This window comes from Pseudarthrobacter sp. HLT1-3, assembly GCF_059383535.1.
This window is the reverse complement of sequence record NZ_JBWZCJ010000021.1, coordinates 64329-87542: the sequence shown is the minus strand read 5'-3', so window position 1 is coordinate 87542 and position 23214 is coordinate 64329. Positions and strand designations below refer to the sequence as shown.

General features: G+C 63.9%; 16 protein-coding genes and 1 pseudogene. 8 read left to right on the top strand and 9 right to left on the bottom strand.

The window, feature by feature from the left end:
• Nucleotides 1–407: 407 nt before the first annotated feature.
• The 3 genes and pseudogenes from AC50X9_RS17095 to AC50X9_RS17085 all read left to right on the top strand — a co-directional run.
• Nucleotides 408–641 (top strand): annotated as a pseudogene (locus AC50X9_RS17095) (substrate-binding domain-containing protein); the annotation flags it as partial.
• Between the two features lie 1030 nt (nt 642–1671).
• Nucleotides 1672–3369, top strand: coding sequence for a multicopper oxidase family protein (locus AC50X9_RS17090; protein WP_494895389.1), 1698 nt, complete (start codon nt 1672–1674; stop codon nt 3367–3369).
• Nucleotide 3370: 1 nt separating this feature from the next.
• Complete coding sequence (locus AC50X9_RS17085; protein WP_494895387.1) at nt 3371–4147, top strand: hypothetical protein; 777 nt, start codon at nt 3371–3373, stop codon at nt 4145–4147.
• 256 nt (nt 4148–4403) lie between these two features.
• Here AC50X9_RS17085 and AC50X9_RS17080 read toward each other — a convergent pair whose 3' ends face one another.
• Nucleotides 4404–9773 carry a peroxidase family protein gene (locus tag AC50X9_RS17080; RefSeq protein WP_494895385.1) on the bottom strand — a complete coding sequence of 1790 codons (5370 nt, stop codon included), beginning with the start codon at nt 9771–9773 and terminating at the stop codon, nt 4404–4406.
• A 242-nt stretch (nt 9774–10015) separates the two neighbouring features.
• Between AC50X9_RS17080 and AC50X9_RS17075 the strand changes: the two genes are divergently transcribed.
• The 3 genes from AC50X9_RS17075 (at nt 10016) to AC50X9_RS17065 (ending at nt 15226) form a co-directional block, all read left to right on the top strand.
• A complete protein-coding gene (locus AC50X9_RS17075) occupies nt 10016–11248 on the top strand; it encodes a BTAD domain-containing putative transcriptional regulator (protein WP_494895381.1) in 1233 nt (410 codons plus the stop codon).
• Complete coding sequence (locus AC50X9_RS17070) at nt 11232–12581, top strand: sensor histidine kinase (protein ID WP_494895377.1); 1350 nt, start codon at nt 11232–11234, stop codon at nt 12579–12581. Before AC50X9_RS17075 ends, AC50X9_RS17070 begins: the two co-directional genes overlap by 17 nt.
• 470 nt (nt 12582–13051) lie before the next feature.
• Nucleotides 13052–15226, top strand: coding sequence for a type I restriction endonuclease subunit R (locus AC50X9_RS17065; protein WP_494895374.1), 2175 nt, complete (start codon nt 13052–13054; stop codon nt 15224–15226).
• A 145-nt stretch (nt 15227–15371) separates the two neighbouring features.
• Here the strand turns inward: AC50X9_RS17065 and AC50X9_RS17060 are convergent, their stop codons facing one another.
• The 5 genes from AC50X9_RS17060 to AC50X9_RS17040 all read right to left on the bottom strand — a co-directional run bounded on the left by AC50X9_RS17060 (nt 15372) and on the right by AC50X9_RS17040 (nt 19859).
• Nucleotides 15372–16184 carry an MBL fold metallo-hydrolase gene (locus AC50X9_RS17060; protein WP_494895372.1) on the bottom strand — a complete coding sequence of 271 codons (813 nt, stop codon included), beginning with the start codon at nt 16182–16184 and terminating at the stop codon, nt 15372–15374.
• Between the two features lie 58 nt (nt 16185–16242).
• The gene (locus tag AC50X9_RS17055) at nt 16243–17376 is read right to left on the bottom strand and encodes an SDR family oxidoreductase (RefSeq protein ID WP_494895370.1); all 1134 of its coding nucleotides are present in this window, start codon (nt 17374–17376) and stop codon (nt 16243–16245) included.
• Nucleotides 17377–17431: 55 nt separating this feature from the next.
• Nucleotides 17432–17872 carry a hypothetical protein gene (locus AC50X9_RS17050; protein ID WP_494895368.1) on the bottom strand — a complete coding sequence of 147 codons (441 nt, stop codon included), beginning with the start codon at nt 17870–17872 and terminating at the stop codon, nt 17432–17434.
• Nucleotides 17869–18936: an NAD(P)-dependent alcohol dehydrogenase gene (locus AC50X9_RS17045; RefSeq protein ID WP_494895366.1), complete on the bottom strand. Its 1068-nt coding sequence runs from the start codon at nt 18934–18936 to the stop codon at nt 17869–17871. The genes AC50X9_RS17050 and AC50X9_RS17045 overlap by 4 nt, the downstream gene beginning before the upstream one ends.
• Nucleotides 18937–19076: 140 nt before the next feature.
• Nucleotides 19077–19859: a DUF4386 domain-containing protein gene (locus tag AC50X9_RS17040; RefSeq protein ID WP_494895364.1), complete on the bottom strand. Its 783-nt coding sequence runs from the start codon at nt 19857–19859 to the stop codon at nt 19077–19079.
• 127 nt (nt 19860–19986) lie between these two features.
• Here AC50X9_RS17040 and AC50X9_RS17035 point away from each other — a divergent pair, with 127 nt between their 5' ends.
• Entirely contained in the window at nt 19987–20661 is a 675-nt protein-coding gene (locus AC50X9_RS17035) for a TetR/AcrR family transcriptional regulator (RefSeq protein WP_494895362.1), read from the top strand.
• 364 nt (nt 20662–21025) lie between these two features.
• Here AC50X9_RS17035 and AC50X9_RS17030 read toward each other — a convergent pair whose 3' ends face one another.
• The gene (locus AC50X9_RS17030; protein ID WP_494895360.1) at nt 21026–21388 is read right to left on the bottom strand and encodes a cupin domain-containing protein; all 363 of its coding nucleotides are present in this window, start codon (nt 21386–21388) and stop codon (nt 21026–21028) included.
• 516 nt (nt 21389–21904) lie between these two features.
• On the opposite strand from AC50X9_RS17030, the gene AC50X9_RS17025 reads away from it, so the two are divergent.
• A complete protein-coding gene (locus AC50X9_RS17025; protein WP_494895358.1) occupies nt 21905–22348 on the top strand; it encodes an ester cyclase in 444 nt (147 codons plus the stop codon).
• A gap of 205 nt (nt 22349–22553) precedes the next feature.
• On the opposite strand, the gene AC50X9_RS17020 is transcribed toward AC50X9_RS17025, so the two are convergent.
• Both AC50X9_RS17020 and AC50X9_RS17015 read right to left on the bottom strand, forming a co-directional pair.
• Nucleotides 22554–22838 (bottom strand): helix-turn-helix domain-containing protein, encoded by a 285-nt coding sequence (locus AC50X9_RS17020; protein WP_494895356.1) that lies wholly within the window; start codon nt 22836–22838, stop codon nt 22554–22556.
• 5 nt (nt 22839–22843) lie between these two features.
• Nucleotides 22844–23125 (bottom strand): hypothetical protein, encoded by a 282-nt coding sequence (locus AC50X9_RS17015; protein WP_494895354.1) that lies wholly within the window; start codon nt 23123–23125, stop codon nt 22844–22846.
• Between the last annotated feature and the right edge of the window lie 89 nt (nt 23126–23214).

The following is a 23214-nucleotide window of genomic DNA, read 5'->3' as shown; positions in this document are numbered from 1 at the left end:
CCGGTACCACCGCAGGCCCACCGTCCCGGGCGCCCCCAGCCACGCCGGCATCAACTACAAAGAAACCAACCAGCTGTCACCAACAGCTTGATATATACCGGTTGCTGGACAACACCACGACCGGCTCTGCCTTCCAGCGACGGGTCGGCCCGCTCGCACGCGACATAGAAGGGGCTCATGTCAATCAGGGCGACCCGCTCTTCGCGGTCGCGGGCCCCGCCTGTCATGGGGGCGCGCACCCGGTCTTCGCGCTGAACAATGCTCCAAGGTACGCCTCTGCGTCAGCCGGAGGGCCGGCTGCACTCACGTCGGCGGTTGGATCGTCCCGTCGGATCCTAGCCTGTTCGGCCCTCCTCAGCTTCGCCGCAACGGACTGGATGGCGTGATGCCCAGTCGCTGAGGAGGCGGGCAAGGAGCTGGGATCCGAGGTCGCGCTGGTGGGATACAACGACCTGGATCTCGCAGCGACACTGCCCGTGCCGCTCACTTCGGTCAGTTCTGATCTCAGCCTGATGGGCCGGCTGAGTTTCGAGGCCCTCATCAGCAGGATTAACGGCAAGCCCACTGACTCCGTCATGCTGGAGCCGGTGCTGATCCCGCGGGCAACGACACTCGGCGGCCAGGAAAGACGACGGTCCTAGCGCCACGTGCGCCGGGCGCGGCAAGGGGGACTGCAGCGTGACGCGTTCCGGCATCCTGGCCCTCAAAGAATGACTGCGTGCCGTCCGCAGGAAACTACGCATGTTTCTTGGCAGAGGAAGCATGTCCGCCTGTCTTGAACGAATGGAACACCCTTGATGCTTGCCACCACTATCACGATCGCCGCGTGGCATCGCACAAGCTGAACACCTATAAGACGCTTGGCCCCGCGGACTGGGCCTACTCAACCATTCACATCGATGAGGGCTCCATCGCCCGGAACAGCCATGGGCTTTCTCGGCGTGGTCAGCCCCATGTACACGATCCTTCGCTGGACCGGCGTCCAGCACGACCCGCAGGCGTCCTGCACGCTTGAGCCTGCAGGACAGAGTGGTGAGACACCGGACTTCAGCCCGCCTCAACGGCGGTCAGACGTGGTTGCCGTTCAGGTGGTACCGCGAGCACAGACGATGGTGAAGGCCGGCTCAATGAACCGGCTTGCCTTGGCTTCGCGCTGGTAGTGTTCGAGCTTTTCCCCTGAACCCCGGCCGCGCTGGCCCACGGTACTCGTATGCTGTGGGGACGGTCTGCCGGGATGACCTCCAAGCGGGGTCGGAAGGTGTTCGTCCTCGCTGCCAGGAGCAGAAGCGCTCTAACGGCGCTGTGCGTTCTCGCTCATGTCTGCATAGTCCCACCGTGACGCGCCCGAAACTAGGGCATGTTCCCTATGGCTCCAGACGACTGAGTCTTTGAGCCAGAATTCATGAACCCACAAATGTCAGGGAGCTCCGAAAAACGGTTACATGCCAAACCCTATGCTCGACTCTTCCTGTGTAGGACTTGGCCGTGCGTGCCCGATCCAGCCTTTTTACAAGTTGCGCGAGGCATTATCTGAGGAGGATTGAGCAGGCCATGACCTGACGGAGGAAGGGAGGAAGCGGCTGGTACGCCGCAGGTCGGTTTGATCTCCGCCGTTGCGTGCGGATGCGTTTATCCGCAACGGCATGTATCACTCACCACTGAGGAGAGGTCATGACAACTCGCAGGGAAGTTCTCAAGCTGGGCGGAACGCTAGGGGCATTCAGCCTCGTCGGGATGAAAGGTGCCCCATTCACCGTTCCTCCACCGACCACGCCACCCATCACGACGAGCCAGCTTGCGCCTCAAAACACGCCGGTTCCGTATGCCGGTGTCTTCCGGCGGCCGCCGGTGCTGGAGCCTTTCGAAACAGGTTTCGACGACGGCGATCGCAGGCGCCCGTATGCCAAGTACGCGCTGACGCAAAAGCTTGGACAAGCCCAGTTCTTGCCGGGTCTCACCACCACTCTTGCCGGGTACAACGGCGTTTTCCCCGGCCCCACTATCCGGGCCATCCAGGGGACCCGGACCGAGGTGCGGATCCGCAATGACTTTCCGGCGCTGGGCCTGCTGCATCCCATGGCCTTCCAGACCGTCACCCACCTCCACGGCTCGGCGTCGCTGCCGCAGTACGACGGGTACGCCAACGACACCACCCCGCCTGGATATGTCAAGAACTACCGCTACCCCAACGCACAAACCGGACGCACGCTCTGGTACCACGACCACAAGCACCACGTGACGGCCCAGAACGTCTACTCCGGGCTGGCCGGCTTCTACCCCCTGTCCGATGAGTTCGAGCGTGACCAGCTGCCGCAGGGTGAGTTCGATGTGCCGCTGATGATCTCGGATGCCCTGTTTAATGCCGACGGCTCGTTCGGCTACAACGACAACGACCACGACGGCCTGTGGGGCGACATCATCATGGTCAACGGCGTGCCGTGGCCAACCATGAAGGTGAAGCCGCGCATCTACCGTTTTCGGGTCCTCGTGGCCTCAATTACCCGCTCCTACCGCCCCACGCTCTCCACGGGAGAGCCGGTCTACATTGTCGGTACCGACGGCGGCATGGTTCCGAAGGTCCAGGCTGTTCAGTCATGGCGGCAAGGAACTGCTGAACGCTACGAGATCCTCATCGACTTCCGGAAGTACAAGGCGGGGCAGAAGATCCAGCTGCGAAATCTGAGCAACAAGAACAACGAGGACTTCGCCAACACGGACAAGATCATGCAGTTCGAGGTGGTGCGCAACTCCGGCTCGGGGAAAGGGGCCATCTCTTCGATTCCCAAGACGCTCGACGACGGCGGCTCGCCGAATGCGGTCCGGGGTGGGCTGCCCACCATGAGCCTGACATCGGATCTGGTGGTGGCCAAGCGGGAGCTGAGGGTGGAACGGGCGAACGGGGAATGGAAGATCAGCGGCGTCACCTGGGCCGATGTGGAAAATTCCGGATTTACGAAATTGTTGGGCAATCCGGAGCCTTTTGACGTTGAAGAGTGGACCATCATCAACGGATCCGGCGGCTGGTTCCATCCGGTCCACATCCACCTGGTCGATGCCAAGATCATCGGTCGCAACACCAACGGCGGGCAACCGTTCGCATGGGAGACAGGGCCCAAGGACGTCTTCTATGCCGGGGAGAACGAGTCCATTACCTTGCTCACCCAGTTCGACACGGGAGCCCACACGGGCGGCCGCTACATGGTGCACTGCCACAATCTGGTGCACGAGGATCACGACATGATGGTGCAGTTCTCCGTGGGTGACCTCCGGAACAACGACCCGATCACTTCGGACCCGTCCGTCCCGGACAACCTGCCTGCGAACTACTTCATCCCGAAGTACCAGCCGGGCTACGCGGCGGGTACCTGAGATGAAAGCGACTGCTGTTGCTGTCGCGGTGGTGCTGGCCTCGTCCCTGGTGGCCGGCTGCACTGCCGGGGCGCCGCCCGGTTCACGTCCGTCAGGGCAGTCCGACAAGGTTCTGACGTCGGGGTCGGGTTCCGAACGGGGGAACAACCGGCCTCAGGTGAGCTACGACGGGCTCATGGTCCGTCGGCGCATTGTGGTGGCTATCCACCCGGCCCCGGACGCGGATCTGGAAAAGCTCCGCGCAGCACTTTCCTCGGCCGCTGGCAGCCTGGGCCTGGCCTTGTTCGGGATCTCACCGGATGTCCTTGGTGCCAGCGTGCTGCAGCACACCGTGCCGGAGCTTATTGTTGCCTTGCCCGGTGATGCCACCATCGCTGATGGCGGTGACCTGGTGGACCTTGCATTCGGCCCCGACCAGGCGTTTCCGGGACTGGACCACGTTCATTTGGCCCGGGTCCTGGTGCACGATCTGCGGTTCATCGTCGGCTCGGCCAACCCTGGGGCGGTGGCCGAGGCCCTCGCGCTGGAAGGCATCCTTGCCGATGCGCTGGGTAACTATGACACCCATGGCGGCGACGGCGAGCTCGAAATGAGCTACACCGGCCCCCTCCTGAGCGACAAGACGGTGGAGGCTGTCCGCCTCGGCGTGGCCCGCGCCGCAGGGAACACCGCCGATGCCGTCAAGGTAGCTCCACGGTCGGGGACGGGAACGGGTGTGGACATGGACGAGGAGCCGGTGGAGGCCGCCTTTGCCGAGGAGCCGGTACATGGCCATTGACTGAACCACTACTTCCTAATTGACGACGACGGGCCAGGCTGGCTGAGACTGCATCTCAGCCGACCTGGCCCTCTTCCATGCCTGCACAAGACTGCCCCGCACTGGACGTGCCTCCGCTGTGTTTTCGCAGCCGCGGACTGTGTGCCGGGCAGGGAGTTGCCAGCCACAGCGAGCTCTGCACGCACAACGAAGGGGGTGGCCGCGGGGCCACCCCCTTCACTTGCCAGCTGCAGGTGCTAGCTGCGCTGCGCGTTTCCTATCGAGCCACCACGCTGTTCGAACGGGCGGACTCCGGGCTGGTGCCCGCCGCGTTGATGGCCACCACCACGAAGCGGTAGGTGTTGTTGGTGAGGGTCATCTCCAGGGTCCTGGCCGTCGCCGGAAGGACTGCGGAGTCCGTCCGTGAAACCACGGTGGCGTTGGCTGCGGCGGAACTCATCCGCAGGGCCGTTACCTTGTAGCCCGTGATCGGGGATCCGCCTGTTGCCGCTGGCGGCGTCCAGCCAATGCTGGCCGTTATTGGTCCGCGGTTGGCCCCCTGCCGTGCCCGTCCGATCACCGGCGCGCCCGGCGTATTCGGCGTATTGATTGCATTCGACGGTGCAGACCCCGCGCCGGCTCCGGCGGCGTTGACCGCCCGGACCACGAAGGTGTACTCGGTGCCGTTTGCCAGACCGGTAACCACCTGGCTGGTGGCCGCATTGGCAAAGGAAACGGTGGTGACCACCGTGGTTCCCGTGCGGACCTCGATCTGGGACCCGGTGATCGGGGACCCTCCGTCATTGGTGGGCGCCGTCCAGGCCACGGTTGCGGAAGCGGCACCCGCAGTTGCCGTGACCCCGGTCGGTGGACCCGGAGCCGCAGCGGACGGTGTGACCGCGTTGGATTCCGCGGACAGCGGCCCTGCGCCGAACTGGTTCACCGCGCGCACCTGGAAGGTGTACGAGGTGCCGTTGGTTAGTCCGGGGACTGTGGCGCTGGTGGCCGAGGCCTCAACGCCGGTGACCGTCTGGACTGCCGCGCCGCCGGTGTTCACGACGACCTCGAAGCCCGTTATCGGCGAAGACGCGTTGGCGGCCGGGGCCGTAAACGTCACCGTCGCGGACGTGTTGCCTGCGGTCGCCGAGCCGATGGCCGGTGCATCGGGCACCTGCACCGTGACCACCTGGTCGGTGAACTGCAGCCGCTCGATGTTCCGCAGGGTGTCGATCCCATCACTGGCCCGCTGGCCAACCACATCGGCGCCGGTCTGCGTGACCGTCACCTTGGCCAGTTCGGTTTCCGTTGCAGGCGTAGACACGATGGAGTAGTTCGACAGCGGTCCGGAGAACACTGCCGTGTCGGTGCCGCCGGTGCCCGCCAGGATCTCGCGGACTGCCACGATGTTGCCCGGGTTCACGGTTCCCGCGAACACCGCTTCCTGAAGGGTAGGTCCGGTGAGGTTGCCGGCGCCGTCCCGCAGGTACTGCGTGGTCATTCCGGCCGCGCTGCCAATCTCGGTGGCCGCGTTGTTCGCGTCCGTGCGGACGCTGAGCCGGACGCTGAAGAACTTGTCGCCGTCGATAATGTCATCGGCGCCACGCCCCTCGATCAGGTCGCTTCCGCCGCCGCCGAGAAGGATGTTGCCATCGCCCCAGACGTTACTGCCGGGGACCAGCAGCGGGCAGTCCCGGGATGCCGAAACCCCGATGACGGTGTCCGCCGGGGTGCTGAGCGCCGGAACCAGGGCGTCAAGACCGGCAACCCGGTCGAGGCCTGCCTGGTCCAGCACGTCGCAGCCGATGAATCCGGCACCGCCGACGGCGCTGGGAACAACGTCGTCGCCCCGAAGAGTGTCGTCGAGGTTCGCGCCCGAGAGTGCTTCCACCTCGTTGAACTTGTCCCGGACGCCCACCTGCAGGATGTCCAGCGGCGGAATCGGGAGATTCAGGTCGGCATCCTGTGCCTGGGGATCCTGAAGCCCGATCTCCCAGTCGTATCCCGAGGCTCCGGCGACCTTCTCGAGGCCGGGTCCTGCGAGACCAACGTCGTCGCCGCCCTCCATGTCGTAGTCGTCGTCGCCGCCCTGACCGATGAGGATGTCGTGGCCCGGCTTCTGCGAATCGTCCAGGAAGAACAGGTTGCCGCTGTCCCCCTGCATGAGGTCCGGCTGGTCGCCGCCCTCCTGCCAGTCATCGCCGCCGTCGCCGAATACCGCGTCTTCTCCCTGCCCGGCGATGATGAAGTCATCACCGGCGCCGGCGAAGGTTTCGTTGATGTTGGCTCCGCCGTTGGAGAAGTCCTTGCCGTCGCCACCCATAATGATGTCCAGGCCGGGACCGGCATCGATGGCATCGTTACCGGGGCCGCCCTTGGGGACGTCATCACCGGCGAGATCGGTGATGATGTCGTCGCCTTCCCCGCCCAAGGCGATGTCAGCGCCGTCGCCACCTTCGATGATGTCGTTGCCGAGGCCGCCCCAGAACGTGTCGCTGTCGTTGCCGCCGTAAACACGGTCGACGCCGGCGGTGCCGTTGTAGACGCTTTGGCCGTTGATCCCGGAGGGGTCCACGGCGTTCCGGGCGCGGTACTTGATGGTGCCGTCCGGCTGGCGGAGCAGCAGATCCGGCTCGCTGCATTCCGAGTCCGGGTCGTCCAGGACCGTGTTACCGTGAAGGGCAAAGCCGTCCGTGGTTCCGGCGAGATTCTTCAGCTCGAACTTGCAGTCCGCTGTGGCGAATGCATCCGCCTTGAGCGACTTGACGTTCGTGTTCCGCATCATCATCTCGGCGAATGAGTTGCCTTCCAGCTGTGCCCGGAGGTTCATGCCCGGTGTCCGGGCCAGGTAGTAGAGGCGGTCGCCGTTCTGAAGGTCCGTGAGCTGGTTCTCGAAGACGTAGTTGAAGGTGCTGCCCAACAGTCCTCCGAAGACGTTCGTTATCTCGGCTAGGCCACCGACCCAGAGGTCAACGTCGTCCACGCCGGTTACCGAGTTGGTGCCGGTGTTGGCCCAGCCGTCCGTGCTGTTCATGAAAGCAGCAGCGTCAGCCGGAGCAACGTCCCCGGCAAGGGCATTCGGGTTGACCAGGAGCCGTGCAGCTTCCCGCCGAGAGGCCAAGGTTGCCGGAACGTCGTCAGGAGTCCCCAATTCAGAATCCGGACCAGCCCCTGTGATTGATGGGTGCCGGCCGTAGGCCGCGACGAAGTTGACCAGTGACGTCGGGTGCTTCAGGTTCTCGCCGAAATCCACCCAGTTGATGTACGGCTTGAGCGCGCCGTCGTTGGTCGCGTTGAAGATCTCCCTACGGAGCGGGTTGAGCCGGGGGATGCCCTCGGACCGTGCCCTGGTCATGTTGACCGTCGCCAGGTCCAGGGGCAGGCCCAGCAGGTGGTTGCGCAGGGTTTCTGTCACGAATTCGTCCAGCTCGTTGCCGACCTGGTCCGACATGCCGGCGATGATGCTGCCGGCGGCTTCGTCGGACGTCAGCGAGCCGGCGGGGCCGCCGTTGGTGTACTCCGGCGGGTTGAGGAAGCCCTTGAGCAACGAGATGTCGTTCTGGCTCCCGCGGACGTCGTCGGACGTGCCGAACTCGTTGTCGGTGCCGGGCTGGTCCTCGTTCCGGCGGGAGATCGTCTCCGTGAGCATGGAGTGACCGAAGCGGTACACGGCGTGGGCAAACTCGGCCTTGACCGCCGGGTTCAGCTCGGTCTGTGTGAAAGCGAACGGCTGGAAGGGGTTGATGGCCGGCTGGATTTTGCGGGCGAACTCCTCGAACACCAGGTGCTGGTATTCCATCTCGGTGATGAACCGTGCCGCCTGGAAGAGTCGTTCTCCGTTCCAGCCGGCTGCGCCCAATGCGGACTGCCATTCGGCCAAAGCAGCGATTCCGCGGGTGGACGTGTCGTTCGTGAGGGTTGTCTTGATGTCGCCGACCAGACGGTCGTGCTCCGAGTGGAACACCTGGTGGATTGCCGTGAGGCCGATGTTCTCGTTGACGCGCCCGTCACCGGCGGCGAAGTGGGCGTCGAGCATCTCGTCGTCATAGGTCCCTGCCGGCTGGCTGGCGAAGTCGGCCGAGGCCGAGTCATCGTCGTCGGGATGCAGGCAACCCGCCGGGTCCCGAGGCTCGACACCGATAGCGCTGCGGCAGGCCTTGGTCGGGTCCGCGTTGTGGGCGATGTCGGTCAGGAAGGGCGTGTCGAAGTACTTCACGTTGGCGGGCACCGGCTCTGGAGCGGCAAGGTTGCCTTCCACCAGTCCGTTCGCCGTGACGTACTGCGGCAGGCCGCGAACCGGTCCGGGGATGAACTTGCCGTAGGCGTCGGCCGCGATCATGGGGATGTTTACGGCGTCCTTGTCCTCGAGCTGGAGTCCGAGGAGGGTTTTAGCCTGCTCTTTTACCGTTGCCCACGTGGCCATGCCACCGGTGGTGGGACCGGGGTTTCCGTTGCTGTCCAGCGGGCCGCCGAGCAGCTTGCCGGTGGAGACTGGCTTGTCGGCGGCGTTGTTGACGTACTCCCGCAGGAAGACCTGGTGGGAGGAATGGGACGTGTACGTCTGGCTCTGGTCGACAAACGGTGAGTCCGTGTTGAGCGCGTCCTGGACGTCGTCGGCGCTTTCGTCGGCAGGCGTCGCTGGATCGTCTCCGGCGATACCGTCCGGGCCGGGCTGGTTCTTGCCCCGGGTCAGGACCATGAACCGCAAGGTCGGGTCCAGGTCGTCGGTGTTGCCGAAGATGTGGTCCGAGCCCGCGACCAGCGGATCATCGGACTTGAGGGGAACAAAGACCGTTCCGCCGCCCTTGACTGTCTGGTCCACACCGTGGTCGAAGAACTGACCAAACAGTGTGAATAGAGAGTTGTAGGGCGGGGAGAGACCGACGTCGGTGGTGACGTTCGGGATGAACAGGGTTTCGCCCGCGGGGACGCAGTCCGCGACCGGGGGGGTTGGCTGGGGAACCGGACAGGGAACAACGCCGTCGTTGCCCTGGGTCCGCACCGGGTTGCCGGCGGCCTCAACAGCCGAAGGATTGGCCGCGGTCTGGTCGACAATCAGGTTGCTGACCGTGCGCGGCTCGGAGTCGAACACCAAACCCTTCTTTTGAGCGTACGAGCTGATACCTGGCGCGCCGAAGCCTTCGGGCACTGCCTCGGCAACATTAAATACCGGCGTCGTCAGCCGAGGGAAAATCTGATCAGCAGCGCCGAACCCTTCCTGGCCGGGCACGAGGTTGTTGCAGGAGCCGTCCACGGTCCGCAGCCCCTGGGAGACCAAGGGGCTCGGCAACTGGTTGGGGCCGGTGCCGATCAGCGCACCGCAGGGGCCCGTCTCGGACGTCGTGTTGGCGACGTGCGCCTCGGCGATCTTGATCTGCTGCAGGATGAACGCCAGATCGGCGGGGCTCACGGTGAACCCTTGGCCAACCGGGGCCGTGACGGCGTGGGCTGCAACGGGCAGGCCCATGCCCACGGGCATGGCTATGGCCGCGATGGCCGCGATCATCCGAACGCGCGCTGGCCGGACTCCTGCTATGCGCGCGGCGGCGTGCCGGCCGCGCATAGCGTGGAAACTGCTGTCTTCAGTATGTGGGCGCGCGGACGCCTTGCCGCCGGCCGAGCCCAGGGTCAACCAATTGAAGGGTCTCATGAGATGCCTGCCGTTTTGAGGGATGGAGTGAGGCCATGGTGAACCGGGCACCTTGTAGCAACCTTGGTGAAGTAGCCCGGGGGGGCACGGCAAACAGGGCGTCCTTAGTGCACCGGGGGGAAGGGACAAGTGGTTAACAAGTGCGTTCGACGGACATAAGACCAGTAGTGGCTACTCGTGCCCCCGGCCCGCCAAATCACGACGATTGACCAAAGTTTCACGACTGAATCGCAGGTCTCTCGATGTCCTCAGTAGATTTGGCAGAATCCGACCAATCATGGCCGCCTGCACTAACGCGGCAGGGCCCTTGCCGGCTCGATGCGAGAATCATCGGCCCCCTCCGGATCCGGCGCGGGGATGCGGTCCTCGGATACGGGGAGCTGGGCGGCCCGAAGCCCCGGCAAATTCTCGAACTCCTTCTGTTGAATCTGGGCGCACCCGTTTCCAAGGACCGCCTCATCGACATCCTCTGGGCCGGGCAGGCACCGCCTGAGGCGCTCCCTACCCTGGAAAGCTATGTCAGTGTGCTGCGGCGCCATCTGCAGCCCGGAATGGGCAAGGATGGCCCATTGCGGACCGTGACAGGCGGCTACATGCTGGACAGATCGCTGGTGGACCTTGACCTGGACCGCTTCGAGGCCCTGGTGCGAAGGGCCGAGTCCGCAGCGCCGCAACGCGCGGTTGTGCTTCTTCAGGAGGCTCTTGGCTTGGCTTCGGGTCCGCTGATGGGCGATGAACTGGTGCCATCCTGGGCAGAAGCGGAGCGTACCCGTCATGCGGCCCGCGTTTTCCATGCCCGGATTCTGGCGGCGGAGTCGGCCCTGGCGTTGGGCCAAACCCGGCTGGCCGCTACTTGGGCCAGGGAAGCCGTAGTGGATGATCCCCTCAGCGAGCGGGCCTGGACGGCCCTGGTCCTTGCACTGGAGAAGAGTGGCCAGCCCACGGAGGCCTTGCGGGCCTTTGATCAGTGCAGGCGGATCATGGACCGGGAGATGGGCTGCGCCCCGGGTCCCGTTTTGCGGTCCATCCATGTCAAGTTGCTGGAGGCCACGGCCGACACCTCCTTGCCCGCAGCCGGGGCCATCCCGGGTCCGCCCAGAATTCGCGTCATGACCATCAACCGCCACCGGACGTTCACGGAGCTGCTTGCCGGCGCCCTGGACCGGGAACAGGACTTGCACAGCGTGGGAACCGCAAACTCAGCACAAGCGGGTGTTGACCTGGTCCGCGAACTGGCGCCCGACGTCGTCATCCTTGACTACCGCCTGCCCGATGATGACGGTATAGCTGCAGCGCTGCGCATTCTTGCTGCTGCACCCCATACTCGGATCGTGATGCTGGCCGGGGCGCCGACGCCGGAGGCCCAACGGCGGGCAGCCGCCGCGGGCATCTGCGCGTTCCTGCCCAAGGACGGGTCGCTGGCCACCCTGCTGGACGCGCTCAGGCAGAAAACCACTGATGCCCAGATACGCTGACATCCGCCACGGCGGGCCGCCGCCGGCTGACCACCGGTCAGCGGAGCATTCCGAGGTCCGCACCGCCGTCGTGAAGTTCCTACTGATGGGCGTCCTTGCCCTGGTACTTGTGGCATTCCCTGTAACGTTCTGGATCCACGCCGCCGCAGAAAAGCACGCGCTGCATGAGGCGATCGTCGTCACTCAGAGGCTGGCAGACCATACAGCGGGACCCCTCATCACCGCGCGACTCTTGGCCGGTGACCCCGCTGCTATTTCAGACCTGGACCAGAACTTTCGGCCGTGGTTGGATAGCGAGGGTGTACTGCGGATCAAGGTATGGAACCCGGACGGCGAGGTGGTCTATTCGGACCAGGGCGACCTGATTGGCCGGGTATTCCAGTTAGCGGACACGGAGCGCAAGCTGCTGGAGAACGGCGACGCGAAGGCCTCTGTTAGCCACCAGCAGGAGTTCGAGAACCAATTCGAGTCAGCTGCCGGCGAACTCGTTGAGGTGTATGTCCGCTTCATCGCCGCAAACGGGACTCCACTGATCTTCGAGGCCTACTACGACGACGAACCGCTGCGTGAAGTACAGGAAGAAGTTCTGTACGGAATGATTCCCCCATTCCTCCTCGCCCTTTTCGCCCTCCAGCTGGCACAACTGCCAACCGCTGTTCGGCTCGCCCGAAAGATCCAGACGAACAGGACCACCAGCCATCGCCTGCTCAAACATGCAGTGGAGGCCTCGGACCTAGAACGCAGGAGAATCGCCAGGGACCTCCATGACAACGTGATCCAGGACCTTTCCGGCCTGTCCTACGCCCTCGAATCTTCGCAGTTGCACGGCCAAAGCAAGGTGCAGGTGCTCACCGAAGCACGCGCCATCCTGGAGCACAATGTCAGGAAACTGCGGGAAATGACCACCGAGCTTTATCCCCCAGATCTGGAACAGCTTGGTTTGGCCGCAGCGTTGACGAGGCTCGCCGGCCCGGTCCAGGACCGCGGCATCTCACTCCGGCTGGATGTCCCCGCGGAAATCGATCTGGACCGGGAGCAGTCGGCCATGCTTTACCGGGTTGCCCGGGAGGCACTGGCCAACGTTGCCAAGCACTCCCACGCAGCCAACGTGCTGATCAGACTGAATAGCGACTGCCGCGGGGCAGAGATTTCCGTCGCCGACGACGGCATTGGCTTTGACGAGGCACTGGGATCCCCGGAAGGACACAGTGGCCTGCGGATACTTCGGGACACCTTCAAAGCCACGGGTGGGTCGCTGGAGGTCCGGACCGCGCCGGGGGCCGGCACCACCGTCAAAGCACGGCTGGAAAACCCGTCGACTGCCTTCCGGTAGGAGCAGTGCCACGCGGGCCGGAAGGCGCCCAAAGTCGCGGCGGAGAATGGCAGGTGACAGAATTACGGGCTAACTGGCGGGGATTCCATGAATTCCTTGAATGCGCTGAGGGCCACTAGGACCTCGGCCCTGCCGATCACGGGTGAGTGCTGTGTTGACTTCCACTCGAAGCATACTGAGACTCTGGTGTTCCCGGCTCCCAGCGGCGAAAAAACGACGACGCCGGTTCGGGAGGGTCCGTCAAGATTGAGCCAGGCTATGCGGCGGGAGGCTTCCCCACCGATGCCGGCATCGAATTCAGGCCACATTTCATCGAGGGAGGATCGGTAACCCACGTCGGGAAGCGAGGGCTCCGGACCCGACATGAAATCCCGTAAGTACTGGAATTCGGTCCAGCCCTCACGGGCACTGCTGACGGGGACGGCCACGATGACGGTCTCGTCAAGGGGTGCCTTCTGTGTCGTCCGTAGTTGAGCCCCGTAGCACCGCGCGCCCGCCCCCAGGGCTCTGGCAAGACCCTGGCCATGCTGTTTGCCGCCGTAAAGCTGGTCAACGAACCGAAGCTGAAAAACCCGTCCATCGTCCTGATCGCGGACCGGGTCCAGCTCGTCACCCAGATGTACCGGCAGTTTCTCCGCGCCGGCATGCCCTCCCTGGAGGCACCGGAGAACGCTGCGGACCTCCGCCGCATCCTGGCCGAGGACCGCCGCGGCATCATCTTCACCACTGTTCACAAGTTCAAGAACGCCGGGGTGTTGAACACCCGCGAGAACATCATCGTCCTTGTCGACGAAGCCCACCGGACCCAAGAAGGCCAGCTGGGGAAGTTCCTGCGCGCCGCGTTCCCGAACTCCCGGTTCTTCGGCTTCACCGGAACCCCGATCGCCGACGAGGACCGCAACACCTACGAGCTATTCGGTGACCCGGATGACCCGAACCATGCCATGAACACTTACGACTCTGACCGGTCCATCGCCGACGGCACGACCGTCCCCATGCACGTCTCACCCCGGCTGGTGGACTTCCACATCCGTAAAGCGGACCTGGATAAGGCCTTCGACGAGCTCGCGGCCGAGGAAGGCCTGACCGAGGAGGAGCAGGAGTACGTTGCCGCAAAGGCCACGGACACCCGCACGTTCTTCGCCAACCCGGAACGGGTCCGGAAGGTCTGCACCGACATCATCGAGCACTTCTACTCCACGATCGATCCCCTTGGCATGAAAGCCCAGGTCGTCGCCTACGACCGCGGTCTGTGCGTGGCGTACCACGAGGAGCTGACCCGGCAGCTGCAGGCCCGGGCAGGCGATCAGACACCTACGGATACGGCCGCTATCGTCATGTCCGTCCAGCCCAAGGACGATAGCAGCTGGCAGTCGTTCCGGCTGACCGATGACAAGGAAGAGGCCATCCTCAACCGGTTCCGCCAGCTCGGGGACCCGCTGAAATTCATTGTCGTCACCTCCAAGCTGGGCACCGGCTTTGACGCCCCCATCGAGGGCGTCATGTATCTGGACAAGCCGATGAAGCTGCACACGCTCTACCAGACGATCACCCGGACCAACAGGAACTGGAAGAACCCGGCTACCGGCCAGGAGAAGCGCTACGGTCTGATCGTGGACTACATCGGTCTCGGTGACGGCTTCGCCCGGGCCATGTCCCCGGCCAACCCCGAGCACGCCCGCAAGGAAATCGAGACGGACTCGCTCCTGGAGCAGTTCGAGGTAGAGATCGCCAACGTTTTGGACCGCTTCGCCGGCATCGACCGCACCTCCAGCGGTTTCGAGGCCTTGCAAGCCGCCCACGACAGGATCCCGGACGATCAGGCGATGGCACGGTTCGCTGCCCAGTACGGGATGCTGCAAGGCATCTGGGAGGCCGCCTACCCGGACCTCCGTCTGGAAGCACTCCGGGCCGACTACAAATGGCTGTCCAAGGTGTACGCCTCCGTCGCTCCGACTGATGACACTCGGGATCTTCTGTGGCACCGCCTGGGTGCCAAAACCCTGGAACTCGTCCACGGCCACATCGGCGAAGTGACCGTCAGCGATACCGGCGTCGACGTCGTCATCGCCGACGAAGGCACGATCAAGCGCCTCATCGAAGCCGGTGTCATCGATCCTGACGAGGGAACCGGTGACATCACGGTGACCACCGCCGGGGAAGTGATCGACAACATCGCCACCCGGCTCTGCAAACGCCTCGAAGGCGACAACGGCGTTCACCCGGCCTACAAAACGCTCTCGGAGCGCCTGGAACGGCTTCGGGAACGCCAGCTCGCCAAAGCGCACGACTCCGTGGATTTCCTCCGTGACCTCCTGGACCTGGCACGGGACCTCGCCTCGGCCGAGAAAGCCGAGGATGAGTCCGGCGCTTTCGGGCTGGACCTGCTGCCGGACCCGAACGTCGGCGCGCTGACGCAGATCTTCGAGGAGTACAAACCGGAGGACGTACCCGTGATTGTCGGCAAGGTCGTTGCCGACATCGACGCCATCGTGAAGGAAGTCCGCTGGGACGGCTGGAACAACACCAAGGAAGGCGACAAGGCCGTCCGCATCGCCATCCGCAAAGTCCTGGTCCGGTACGGGCTGTCCGCATCCGGTGAGCTCTTTGACCGGGCATACGCCTACGTATCCGAGAACTACTAGCTTCAGAGGCCCATCGGCCGTTTCCCTGGTATTGGATGTCCACTACCGAGCTGACACTGCCGCCCAACCGGTGGAACTCAGGCGGGACAGGCTCCCTGGCTGGCGATTCCGAAAGGCGCCACCCGAGACCCTCTGACGGGCTGGGTCAGTTCGTGAGGTGACCCTGGCCGTTGGCCTGAAAATTCAGCACTGCTGAGGCTCCGGGATCGATGACCACGAGTCTCTGGCCGATGTGAGCCGCTTCGAAAGCCTCGCGTAACTGGTGGGTGCTTTGGCTGAAGTGCGCCCAGCCGTCGGCATGGACCGGGATTATCGTGGCGGTGTCCATGATCTTGGCCGCCTGGAGGACGGCCTCGTTGGTGAGAGTAAGGAATGCCCCGCCCATGATGTCGTCGAATTTGGCGCCGCCGGCGAATAGGACAGCCAGATCGATCGGACCGAACCTTGCCGCGATCTCTTCGACGACCTCCAGGGAGGAGTTGTCGCCGCTGACGTAAACCGTCGGAAGACCTTCGCCGGAGAGAACGAATCCGCGGACCGGGCCGAGGACCTGCCAGAGCCCGTCCGGGCCGTGGTGGGCTGGCACACCGGTGATCGTCAAGTCCCCTCCGTCCGGCAGCGGCACGGTGGCCGATTCGTAGTCGCGGAGTCCGATTACACCGTTGCCAAGTCGGTTCGCGCCCTCGGTGGTCGTAAAGACCGAGCGGACACGGGTCGTGAGCTCGCGGCCGGATCCATCGAAGTTGTCTGCGTGATGATCGTGGGAAAGCAGCACGACGTCCGGGTGCGGCACCTCGGAAGGGTGCAGGGCCGGACCGGAGGTCTTGATGATGGTGGGCCCGCCCGGTGTGGGGTAGCTGCCGGGCTGGTCGAAGGTGGGGTCGGTCATGATCGTTAGGCCGGCGATGGTGAAGACAGCGGTGGGGCCGCCGACCAGGGTGAAGTCGATCTGGGGCATGGAGATGTCCTTTTCTGGGGTGTGGATCTTATGGCAATCGGGGGTAGGTCCTCGGCTTTTAGGCCACGGGGTGCTTTTCAGGACCTCCGTTTAAACTAGTTCTCGTGCCGCTGCCGAAGTGGTGCCGGGCGAGGTAATCCGCCCAGCGCTTCAGTGCGGTGATGGTGTCCGGAAAGATGAGGCCGTGTTCCTGGGCGAGTACTTGGGCGGCGTGGGTTGGGTATCGCTCCGAGGAAAGAAAGCTCAATGTCTCCGGTTCAACGCCACTTAAACCGGGGGGCAGCATTTTGACTATGCCCACCGGAACCCGCAGCCGGGGAACAGGGACTTGGTAGTGGTTTCCGATCAACGTCAGGAGGTTTGTCAGTGACGGGGTGTTGTCGTCCAGGACCCAATAGGACTTTCCCTGGGTGCTGTCATCCGTCGGCACGAGGGCCAGGAAGCGGGCCAGGTAGTCGACGGGGACGACCGGTACGAAGGTCTTCGGCCCGCCGGCCAGGGCCCGCAGTTCACCCCGCCACAATTGTTGGAGTGTTTGGGCCAGTCCCAGTATCTGGTTTGTTTCACCGGTGAAGGAATGGCCGGTCGCCGTGGCCGGGTTGACGACCGTGAGTGGGATGTTCAACTGCTTCGAAAGGCCCTGCACGGCCGCGTCGGCCTCAACCTTCGAGGCCTCATAGGCCCCCAACTTTTTGTAGAGGTTGTGGCGTTTCGACTGTGACCAGGGTTCGGTTGCCGGTTCCTGGCCGCCGACCCGGTAGCCGGAAAGATGAACAAGTCTCCGCAGGGCGGGCAAAGTGGCGGCGAACTCCGTGACCGCTAGAGCTGTCTCAACATTTGCTCGAACCGCTTCGGTGGTGCTCATTCCGAAGGCATATGCCCCGGCAACGTTGATGACGTCAGTGGTTTCGCTTTCCCGGAGGGCGGCAAGGGAGCTGTCGTGGATTCCCAGGTCGCGGGCCTGGAAGTCAACCGGCACGAACCGGAAGTTATGGGTACTGGTTCCGCGGTCACGGAACCAGCCGATGAGTTCGTCGGCCACCCTGGCGTCCCGCAGCCCGGCAGTAACGACTGCTCCCTGGTCCAGCAGTTCTTTGGTTGTCCAGCGCCCGATGAATCCGGTTGCTCCGAAAAGGACGACATTCCTCCCAGTTGTTGGGGTGTGCTGCGGTTTTTCAGTGGGCGGAGTCATCGGGTCTTCCTCTTTCTCTGTCGGTGGCCACTGGAGTTCAGCGCGTCTTAGTGGGTTAGGCGTGCTGGGATAGGGGTGTTGAGGGTTCTGGACTGACGGTTGACGAATCCAGCCGGGCTGCCCGCCAGAGCGTCATCACCAGCGCTATGGTCACTGGCGTCCAGATGATGCGTTCGATAAATGAAGGGGACGCGACGTTCATGACTACTCCGGCGGCCATCAGAGCGGCCGCTCCGTACAGGAAGCGCTTGCGGATCAGAGTAGGTGCCCACCGGGTACCGGCTATGGCGGCCAGCGCAAGGTACACCGTGGAGGCGACCGCACTGCTCGCACGCAGGGTTTCAGGGAGGACACCGGAATTTGCGCCTCCGTACGCAGCCTCTCCCCAGGGGGCGCCGGCGGCCAGCATCGCTTGGAAACCGGCGACGGCTGTGAGGAGGACCGCGGCAGCCTTTCCGGCGCTGCTGGCGGGGCGGTGCTTGTTGATGGTTGTCATGGCGTTCCCCTAACTGGTCTGTGTACCGCTGGGTGTGTGCGCTGCCAAGAGAACTTCCGCCCTGCCGCGGGGGCCGACTGCTCGCTGGGAGCCGTCAGGGAGATGACGACGCTGCCCTTTTTGTGCCCTGTCTCGACGTGGGCGTGCGCGGACGCGGCTTCGGTCAGGCCATAGGTTTTGTCGATGACCGGGAGGTAGTGCCCCGCCGTCACCAGGTCGCCCATAAACGCCACATCGGCGGCCATGGCCGCGGGCTTCCGAAGTCCGGTGAACACGATGCCTGCCCTGGTCTTCCCAAATAGGGCAGTCCAAAGCGTCCAGATCAGGATCGGTAGGGAGGGCACCGTGGTCAGGTAGACGCCGCCTGCTTTCAGGAGCTTCCGGCAGCGGGTGTAGGACCTCTTGCCGACCGCATCAAAGACCACGTCGTAGTCCTGACCGATCTCGGTGAAGTCCTCCGTTGTGTAGTCGATGACGTGGTCGGCACCGAGGGATTTCACCAGTTCAACGTTCGCGGTGCTGCAGACGGCGGTGATAACTGCCCCGAGATGCTTGGCGAGCTGGACGGCCGCTGTACCGACCGCGCCGGAGGCACCGTTGATCAGGATGGACTGTCCGGCCTTCAGGGCCGCGGCGTCCCTGAGGAAGGGCAGCGCCGTGAGGGAGCCATCAAGGATTGCGACGGCGTCCGTCCACAACAGGCCGGCGGGCTTCAACGCGACGATGCCGTCCTCGGATGTCGTGACGTACTCGGCATGGGCGCCGAGGGTGGGTCCAACCGATCCCATGACCTGATCGCCCACGCGGTACTTGGTCACGGCGCTGCCCATCGCCTGGACTTCACCGGCGAAGCTGGTCCCCAGGATGGGAAAGCGCGGCCGTGTCAGGCCGAAGTAGAGCCGTGCGAAGGGGTCCTCGCCGCTGCGTGCGGTGGATTCCGCCCCTGAGACGACCGTTGCATGGTTGCGGATCAGTAGGTCACCGCTTTTCGGGACAGGGGCGGGTAGTTCTTCGATGTGGATGACCGATGGTTCGCCATAGGTGCGGCTGGTGATTGCCTGCATGCTGTTCTCCTGGTTTTTGGGGTGTGACGGTCGATCCCCGGCTGAGGTGCCGGCACGACTCGGGGCCCTGGATCAAACGGATATGCCCTGGCAATCGTCGGTGGGAACTACGGTCCGGTGGACTGCCAGGCTATGGCGCTCTAATTCGAGGCGGGGACCGGTTCCGGTTCCACGGCGGGCGTCCGGTCTGTGGTGCGCGGAGAGCGTACGCCCACGATGAGCAGGTACAGGAGCATCCAAACCTCTGCGATGACGGGCACGATCCCCAGGTAGCCGTGGATCTGCTCAGCGAGTCCGGGGAGCAGGAACGCGACGACGACGTGAGCCAGGTAGCTGACCGTGGCGAGCATCAGCGTGATGCCGAGTGCCTTGGGGAATAGCCGTGACTTGTAGGCCAGGTACCCCAACGGGGCCAGCCAGAGGCCGAAGAAGACCTGGGCGGCGAGAACGGTAAAGTGCTGGATTTCCAGCAGGAGCAGCACGAGCGCGCTCGATCCAAGGGGCCCGAACGCGGTCGTGTAGGAACTGTCCGTCGCAACCTGCATCGCCACGAACGTGAAGACGGCGCTGATGGAGATGATGCCGGCGGCGATAAAAACTGGCACCACCATGAGGCGGGCCGCGTGCTTGCTGACGTGCTTCAGCAACAGGGAGAGCGTCACCGCGGTGAGCAGGAAGAACACGGCATCCGTGAGGTGGGCGATGACGCCAAGGCGCATGAGCCCCTCGTTGGCCACTACGTTCGCGGACGTGGCGGCCGCGTCACCGGCGACATACAGGGAGGGATCAACGAAGCCTTCAGAGAAGCCTCCGGTGATACCCACGACGAGGTAGAAGACACCAGCGATTCTGGCCAGTCGCTTGGGTGAGGCCGGCGCGACCCCCGGAGGCTGCTCAGCGAATATTCCGGCTGGAGATTTCATGACCGTTCCTTTCGAGTGGAGAACGTGGACGTTGCCACGCCATGCGTACAATGTATCTGTAAGCGCGTACAATGTACACAGTTGGTCAAAGGGTTATTTTTGACTGTCCACAAGAAAAGGAGCGCCAATGTCCACAACAGCGATGAAGCATGAGGATCCGCGCCCGGCCCTTAGCCGGCAGCGGGTCGTTCATGCGGCGATTGAGCATGCAGATTCAGCCGGGCTGGACGCACTGACCATGAGGCAGGTCGCCGGGGTGCTGCAGGTCGCTCCCATGGCCCTGTACCGCCACATCTCGAACCGGGACGACCTTATCGATGCGATGATCGATGTTCTGTTCAGCGAAATTGCTCTTCCCCTGGGCGGCGCGGACTGGAAGACAGCCATGCGGGACCGGGCACTTTCGCTTCGCGATGTCCTCGCACGCCACCGCTGGGCCATCGGCCTGATGGAGTCCCGGAGACGGCCCGGGCCGGCAAATCTGCGCCATCATGACGCCGTCATCGGCAAACTACGCTCAGCAGGCTTCGACATCGCGATGGTGGCCCACGCGTACTCGATCCTGGACGGGTACATCTACGGATACGCCCTGACGAAGATGAACATCCCGTTCGAGACCACGGACGAAATGGCGGCGATGGCCCAGGACATGTTCGAGCCGTTCCCCGCCAACGACTACCCGAACCTGGCAGAGTTCGTCACCGACCACGTCATGAAGCCCGGCTACGACTACGGGGAGGAATTCGAGTACGGACTCGACCTGATCCTGAACGGACTGGAAGAGGCCCTCGCCATCGGGTGACAAGGCGATGTAAGTCGCGAAAGTAGTCCGTCGCGGCCACCGATACTTGGCCGCAACGGGACCTCGATCCTGACGGCGTTGGCGGCAGTGGTCGTGGGTGGTTTGTCCGTGGAGATGCCTGGCGGGCTCTACGCTCACCTGGCGGGGCTCATCCTGGTCCCCGCAGCGCTGAGTGCCATGCTGGTGGAACTACTGTCCCCGAGTGGCTCCATAGCCAGCGGGCGCGGGCTGCCCTGACCATCCCCGCCGCGGCGCAGCGGCAGGGACGGCCAGCGCTGTCCAGGTCCCAATGCCTGGGGTCGGGAGCCGTGGGGGATCACCGAGGTCGCTGCCAGAGCGGTGAGAAGCCGTGGCGGTGCCGGGGTCAGGGTTTGGCGTAGTCGGCGAATCCCTGCCAGTCGATCACAACACAGGGTTCGTCTCCCAATACCCAGGCGTCGTGTCCGGGGGCCATGATGGCGAAATCACCCGGCCCATACTCCATTTCTTCGCCGTCGTTCATGACGACCTTCATGCGACCGGAGATGAAGTACCCCATGTGCGAGGCCTGACAGCTCTCCGTCTTGGCGATCGGTTTTACGTGCTCGGACCAGCGCCATCCGGGCAGGAAGGTGGCACGGCCCACGCCGCCCTGTTCCAGATTGACGAGTTGAAGTTGGCCCGTGCCACCTTCAAAGGGGCGCGTCTCCTCGGGTGAATCGAGGTTTTTGCGAACTAAGCCCGGCATCTTAACCTCCTATGGTTGGTACTGCTTGTTGTCGTGGTTACGCTCCGGCAACCGCGGGCTGTCAGGCGGCGTCGGAACGCTCGGATGCGGGCGAATTGCAGCTGCTAGCACCCGTATAGGAGGGCTGGCAACGCACTGAGCTGACGTGATGATATATAGACCCCATCGCCCCTTTTGCCTAGAGCACACCGGTATCGACTGGCGCCGGGGGCAGTTCCACGACAGCCAAAACAAGTGCGCCCACCGCCTGGTCGACGCCGGCAACCCAGGTGGCCCGTGACGTCGGCATGTCCCGGGCGACTTGTACCGGCGCGTTGGCGAGCCTCGACGCCCGGCAGTGTCACCTCCAAACTCAGGGAGGCAGACCGGTAGAAGTGCACTGCATTTGCTCACTCCGGCAGTCATTGACACTCCTTCCTACCCGGGCGTGTACTTGAATCGGCTTCTGTTTGAACAGGCGCCCAGCCATGGAGCGGCCCGCCCTTCCGTGAGGCCGCCTTAGAGGGAGGTCGAAAAATGGGACAGGCACGCGAGGTAATGGACCGCTTAACCATGGCCATGACGGCGAAAGATAAAGACACGCAGGCTGCGTGCTATGCCGCTGATGCGGTGGCTGTTACTCCCGATCAGGGCGAGATCGTCGGACCGGAAGCAATTAGCAACTACCTGTCGCAATTTGGGGAATCATTCCCTGACGTTGGCTATGAGTATGTGCAGAAGTATGAGGCTGGAAATGTGGCGATTGATGATGGCTTTGTCACCGGAACGAACACCGGACCGCTGGCCTTGCCGTCCGGGGAGAGCCTGCCTCCGACGGGCAAAAGCATCAGGGTGAGAAGTTGCGACATTGCACACGTCGAGGACGGCCTGATTACCCAGCACAAGTTCTACTTTGACCAGATGGAGTTCCTGGGACAGCTCGGCCTGCTCCCTGAATCCCAGTCCAAGCCAGGGGCCTGAAGATCGATCAGGCCCGCGAGGGAGCCGGCGCCGACGAGAGAGGCAGAGCGCACTTGCTTAGTGGGCTCCCGGGCACTGGCGTAACCGCGTCGGTCTCACGGATTCTACGTGCGGCGCACTCCGCTGAGGCCGGATGTGAGGGTCGCGGAGAGCCCGGCCTCGCCCGGCTGGTCGTAGCTGCCCGGCTATTCGGTTCTAACGAAATTCAGTTGTTATCGCGGATAATAACAAGGCGGCGCTTTGCGGCCAGCTGGGCCGTCTCGTTGAACAGCTCCAGCACCGGGACACCCAGGGCCGCCGAGATTACCTCGACGTCATCCAGCGTGAGCGGGGCATCGTCGCGCAGCCGCTTCGCCATGTAATTCTGGGACACGCCGGCCATCGCGGCCAGCCGGTTGCCGGACAAGTGCTGCCGTCCCATATGGGCGCGGATGGCGGCCGACATCGCGCTGGCCAATACACCGGAACGTCCCATCGAACCTGATGACATGCCGGTTACTTCTCCAGCGCCTGCAGGTCAGCGGCCAGGGCCACCATTCCGGCGGTCGGCGGCTCGGCCTCCCCGAAGCTGTCCCCGAACCATTTGTGCCAGACCGTGGCGACGACCTCCGGAGTGATGGGAGTGCCGGCGGCAATCAGCGCCGCGAAGTCTTCCATCTCGGAGTCGTACTCGTCCTCGGGTGCCCCGTGGGGCAGAACACCAAGCAGGTCGTGGGCGTTCAGGCGCTCGGTGATGGCGGTGCGGAGCCGGGCGTATTCCGGGGTGATGGTGTCCATGGGCGTCATTCTATGAGCATTCAGCGGGTGCGGGATGTCTGGAGTCCCCGCCAACCTCTCAAAGAGGTGCCGCTTTCGGCTCGATGAGG

Bases quoted from the DNA above. Each gene is read 5' to 3' on its own strand.
- AC50X9_RS17090 (WP_494895389.1), top strand. From the start codon at position 1,672: ATGACAACTCGCAGGGAAGTTCTCAAGCTGGGCGGAACGCTAGGGGCA.
- AC50X9_RS17015 (WP_494895354.1), bottom strand. From the start codon at position 23,125: ATGGACACCATCACCCCGGAATACGCCCGGCTCCGCACCGCCATCACC.
- AC50X9_RS17020 (WP_494895356.1), bottom strand. From the start codon at position 22,838: ATGTCATCAGGTTCGATGGGACGTTCCGGTGTATTGGCCAGCGCGATG.
- AC50X9_RS17055 (WP_494895370.1), bottom strand. From the start codon at position 17,376: ATGACTCCGCCCACTGAAAAACCGCAGCACACCCCAACAACTGGGAGG.
- AC50X9_RS17070 (WP_494895377.1), top strand. From the start codon at position 11,232: ATGCCCAGATACGCTGACATCCGCCACGGCGGGCCGCCGCCGGCTGAC.
- AC50X9_RS17040 (WP_494895364.1), bottom strand. From the start codon at position 19,859: ATGAAATCTCCAGCCGGAATATTCGCTGAGCAGCCTCCGGGGGTCGCG.
- AC50X9_RS17080 (WP_494895385.1), bottom strand. From the start codon at position 9,773: ATGAGACCCTTCAATTGGTTGACCCTGGGCTCGGCCGGCGGCAAGGCG.
- AC50X9_RS17030 (WP_494895360.1), bottom strand. From the start codon at position 21,388: ATGCCGGGCTTAGTTCGCAAAAACCTCGATTCACCCGAGGAGACGCGC.
- AC50X9_RS17035 (WP_494895362.1), top strand. From the start codon at position 19,987: ATGTCCACAACAGCGATGAAGCATGAGGATCCGCGCCCGGCCCTTAGC.
- AC50X9_RS17025 (WP_494895358.1), top strand. From the start codon at position 21,905: ATGGGACAGGCACGCGAGGTAATGGACCGCTTAACCATGGCCATGACG.
- AC50X9_RS17050 (WP_494895368.1), bottom strand. From the start codon at position 17,872: ATGACAACCATCAACAAGCACCGCCCCGCCAGCAGCGCCGGAAAGGCT.
- AC50X9_RS17075 (WP_494895381.1), top strand. From the start codon at position 10,016: ATGTCCTCAGTAGATTTGGCAGAATCCGACCAATCATGGCCGCCTGCA.
- AC50X9_RS17085 (WP_494895387.1), top strand. From the start codon at position 3,371: ATGAAAGCGACTGCTGTTGCTGTCGCGGTGGTGCTGGCCTCGTCCCTG.
- AC50X9_RS17060 (WP_494895372.1), bottom strand. From the start codon at position 16,184: ATGCCCCAGATCGACTTCACCCTGGTCGGCGGCCCCACCGCTGTCTTC.
- AC50X9_RS17045 (WP_494895366.1), bottom strand. From the start codon at position 18,936: ATGCAGGCAATCACCAGCCGCACCTATGGCGAACCATCGGTCATCCAC.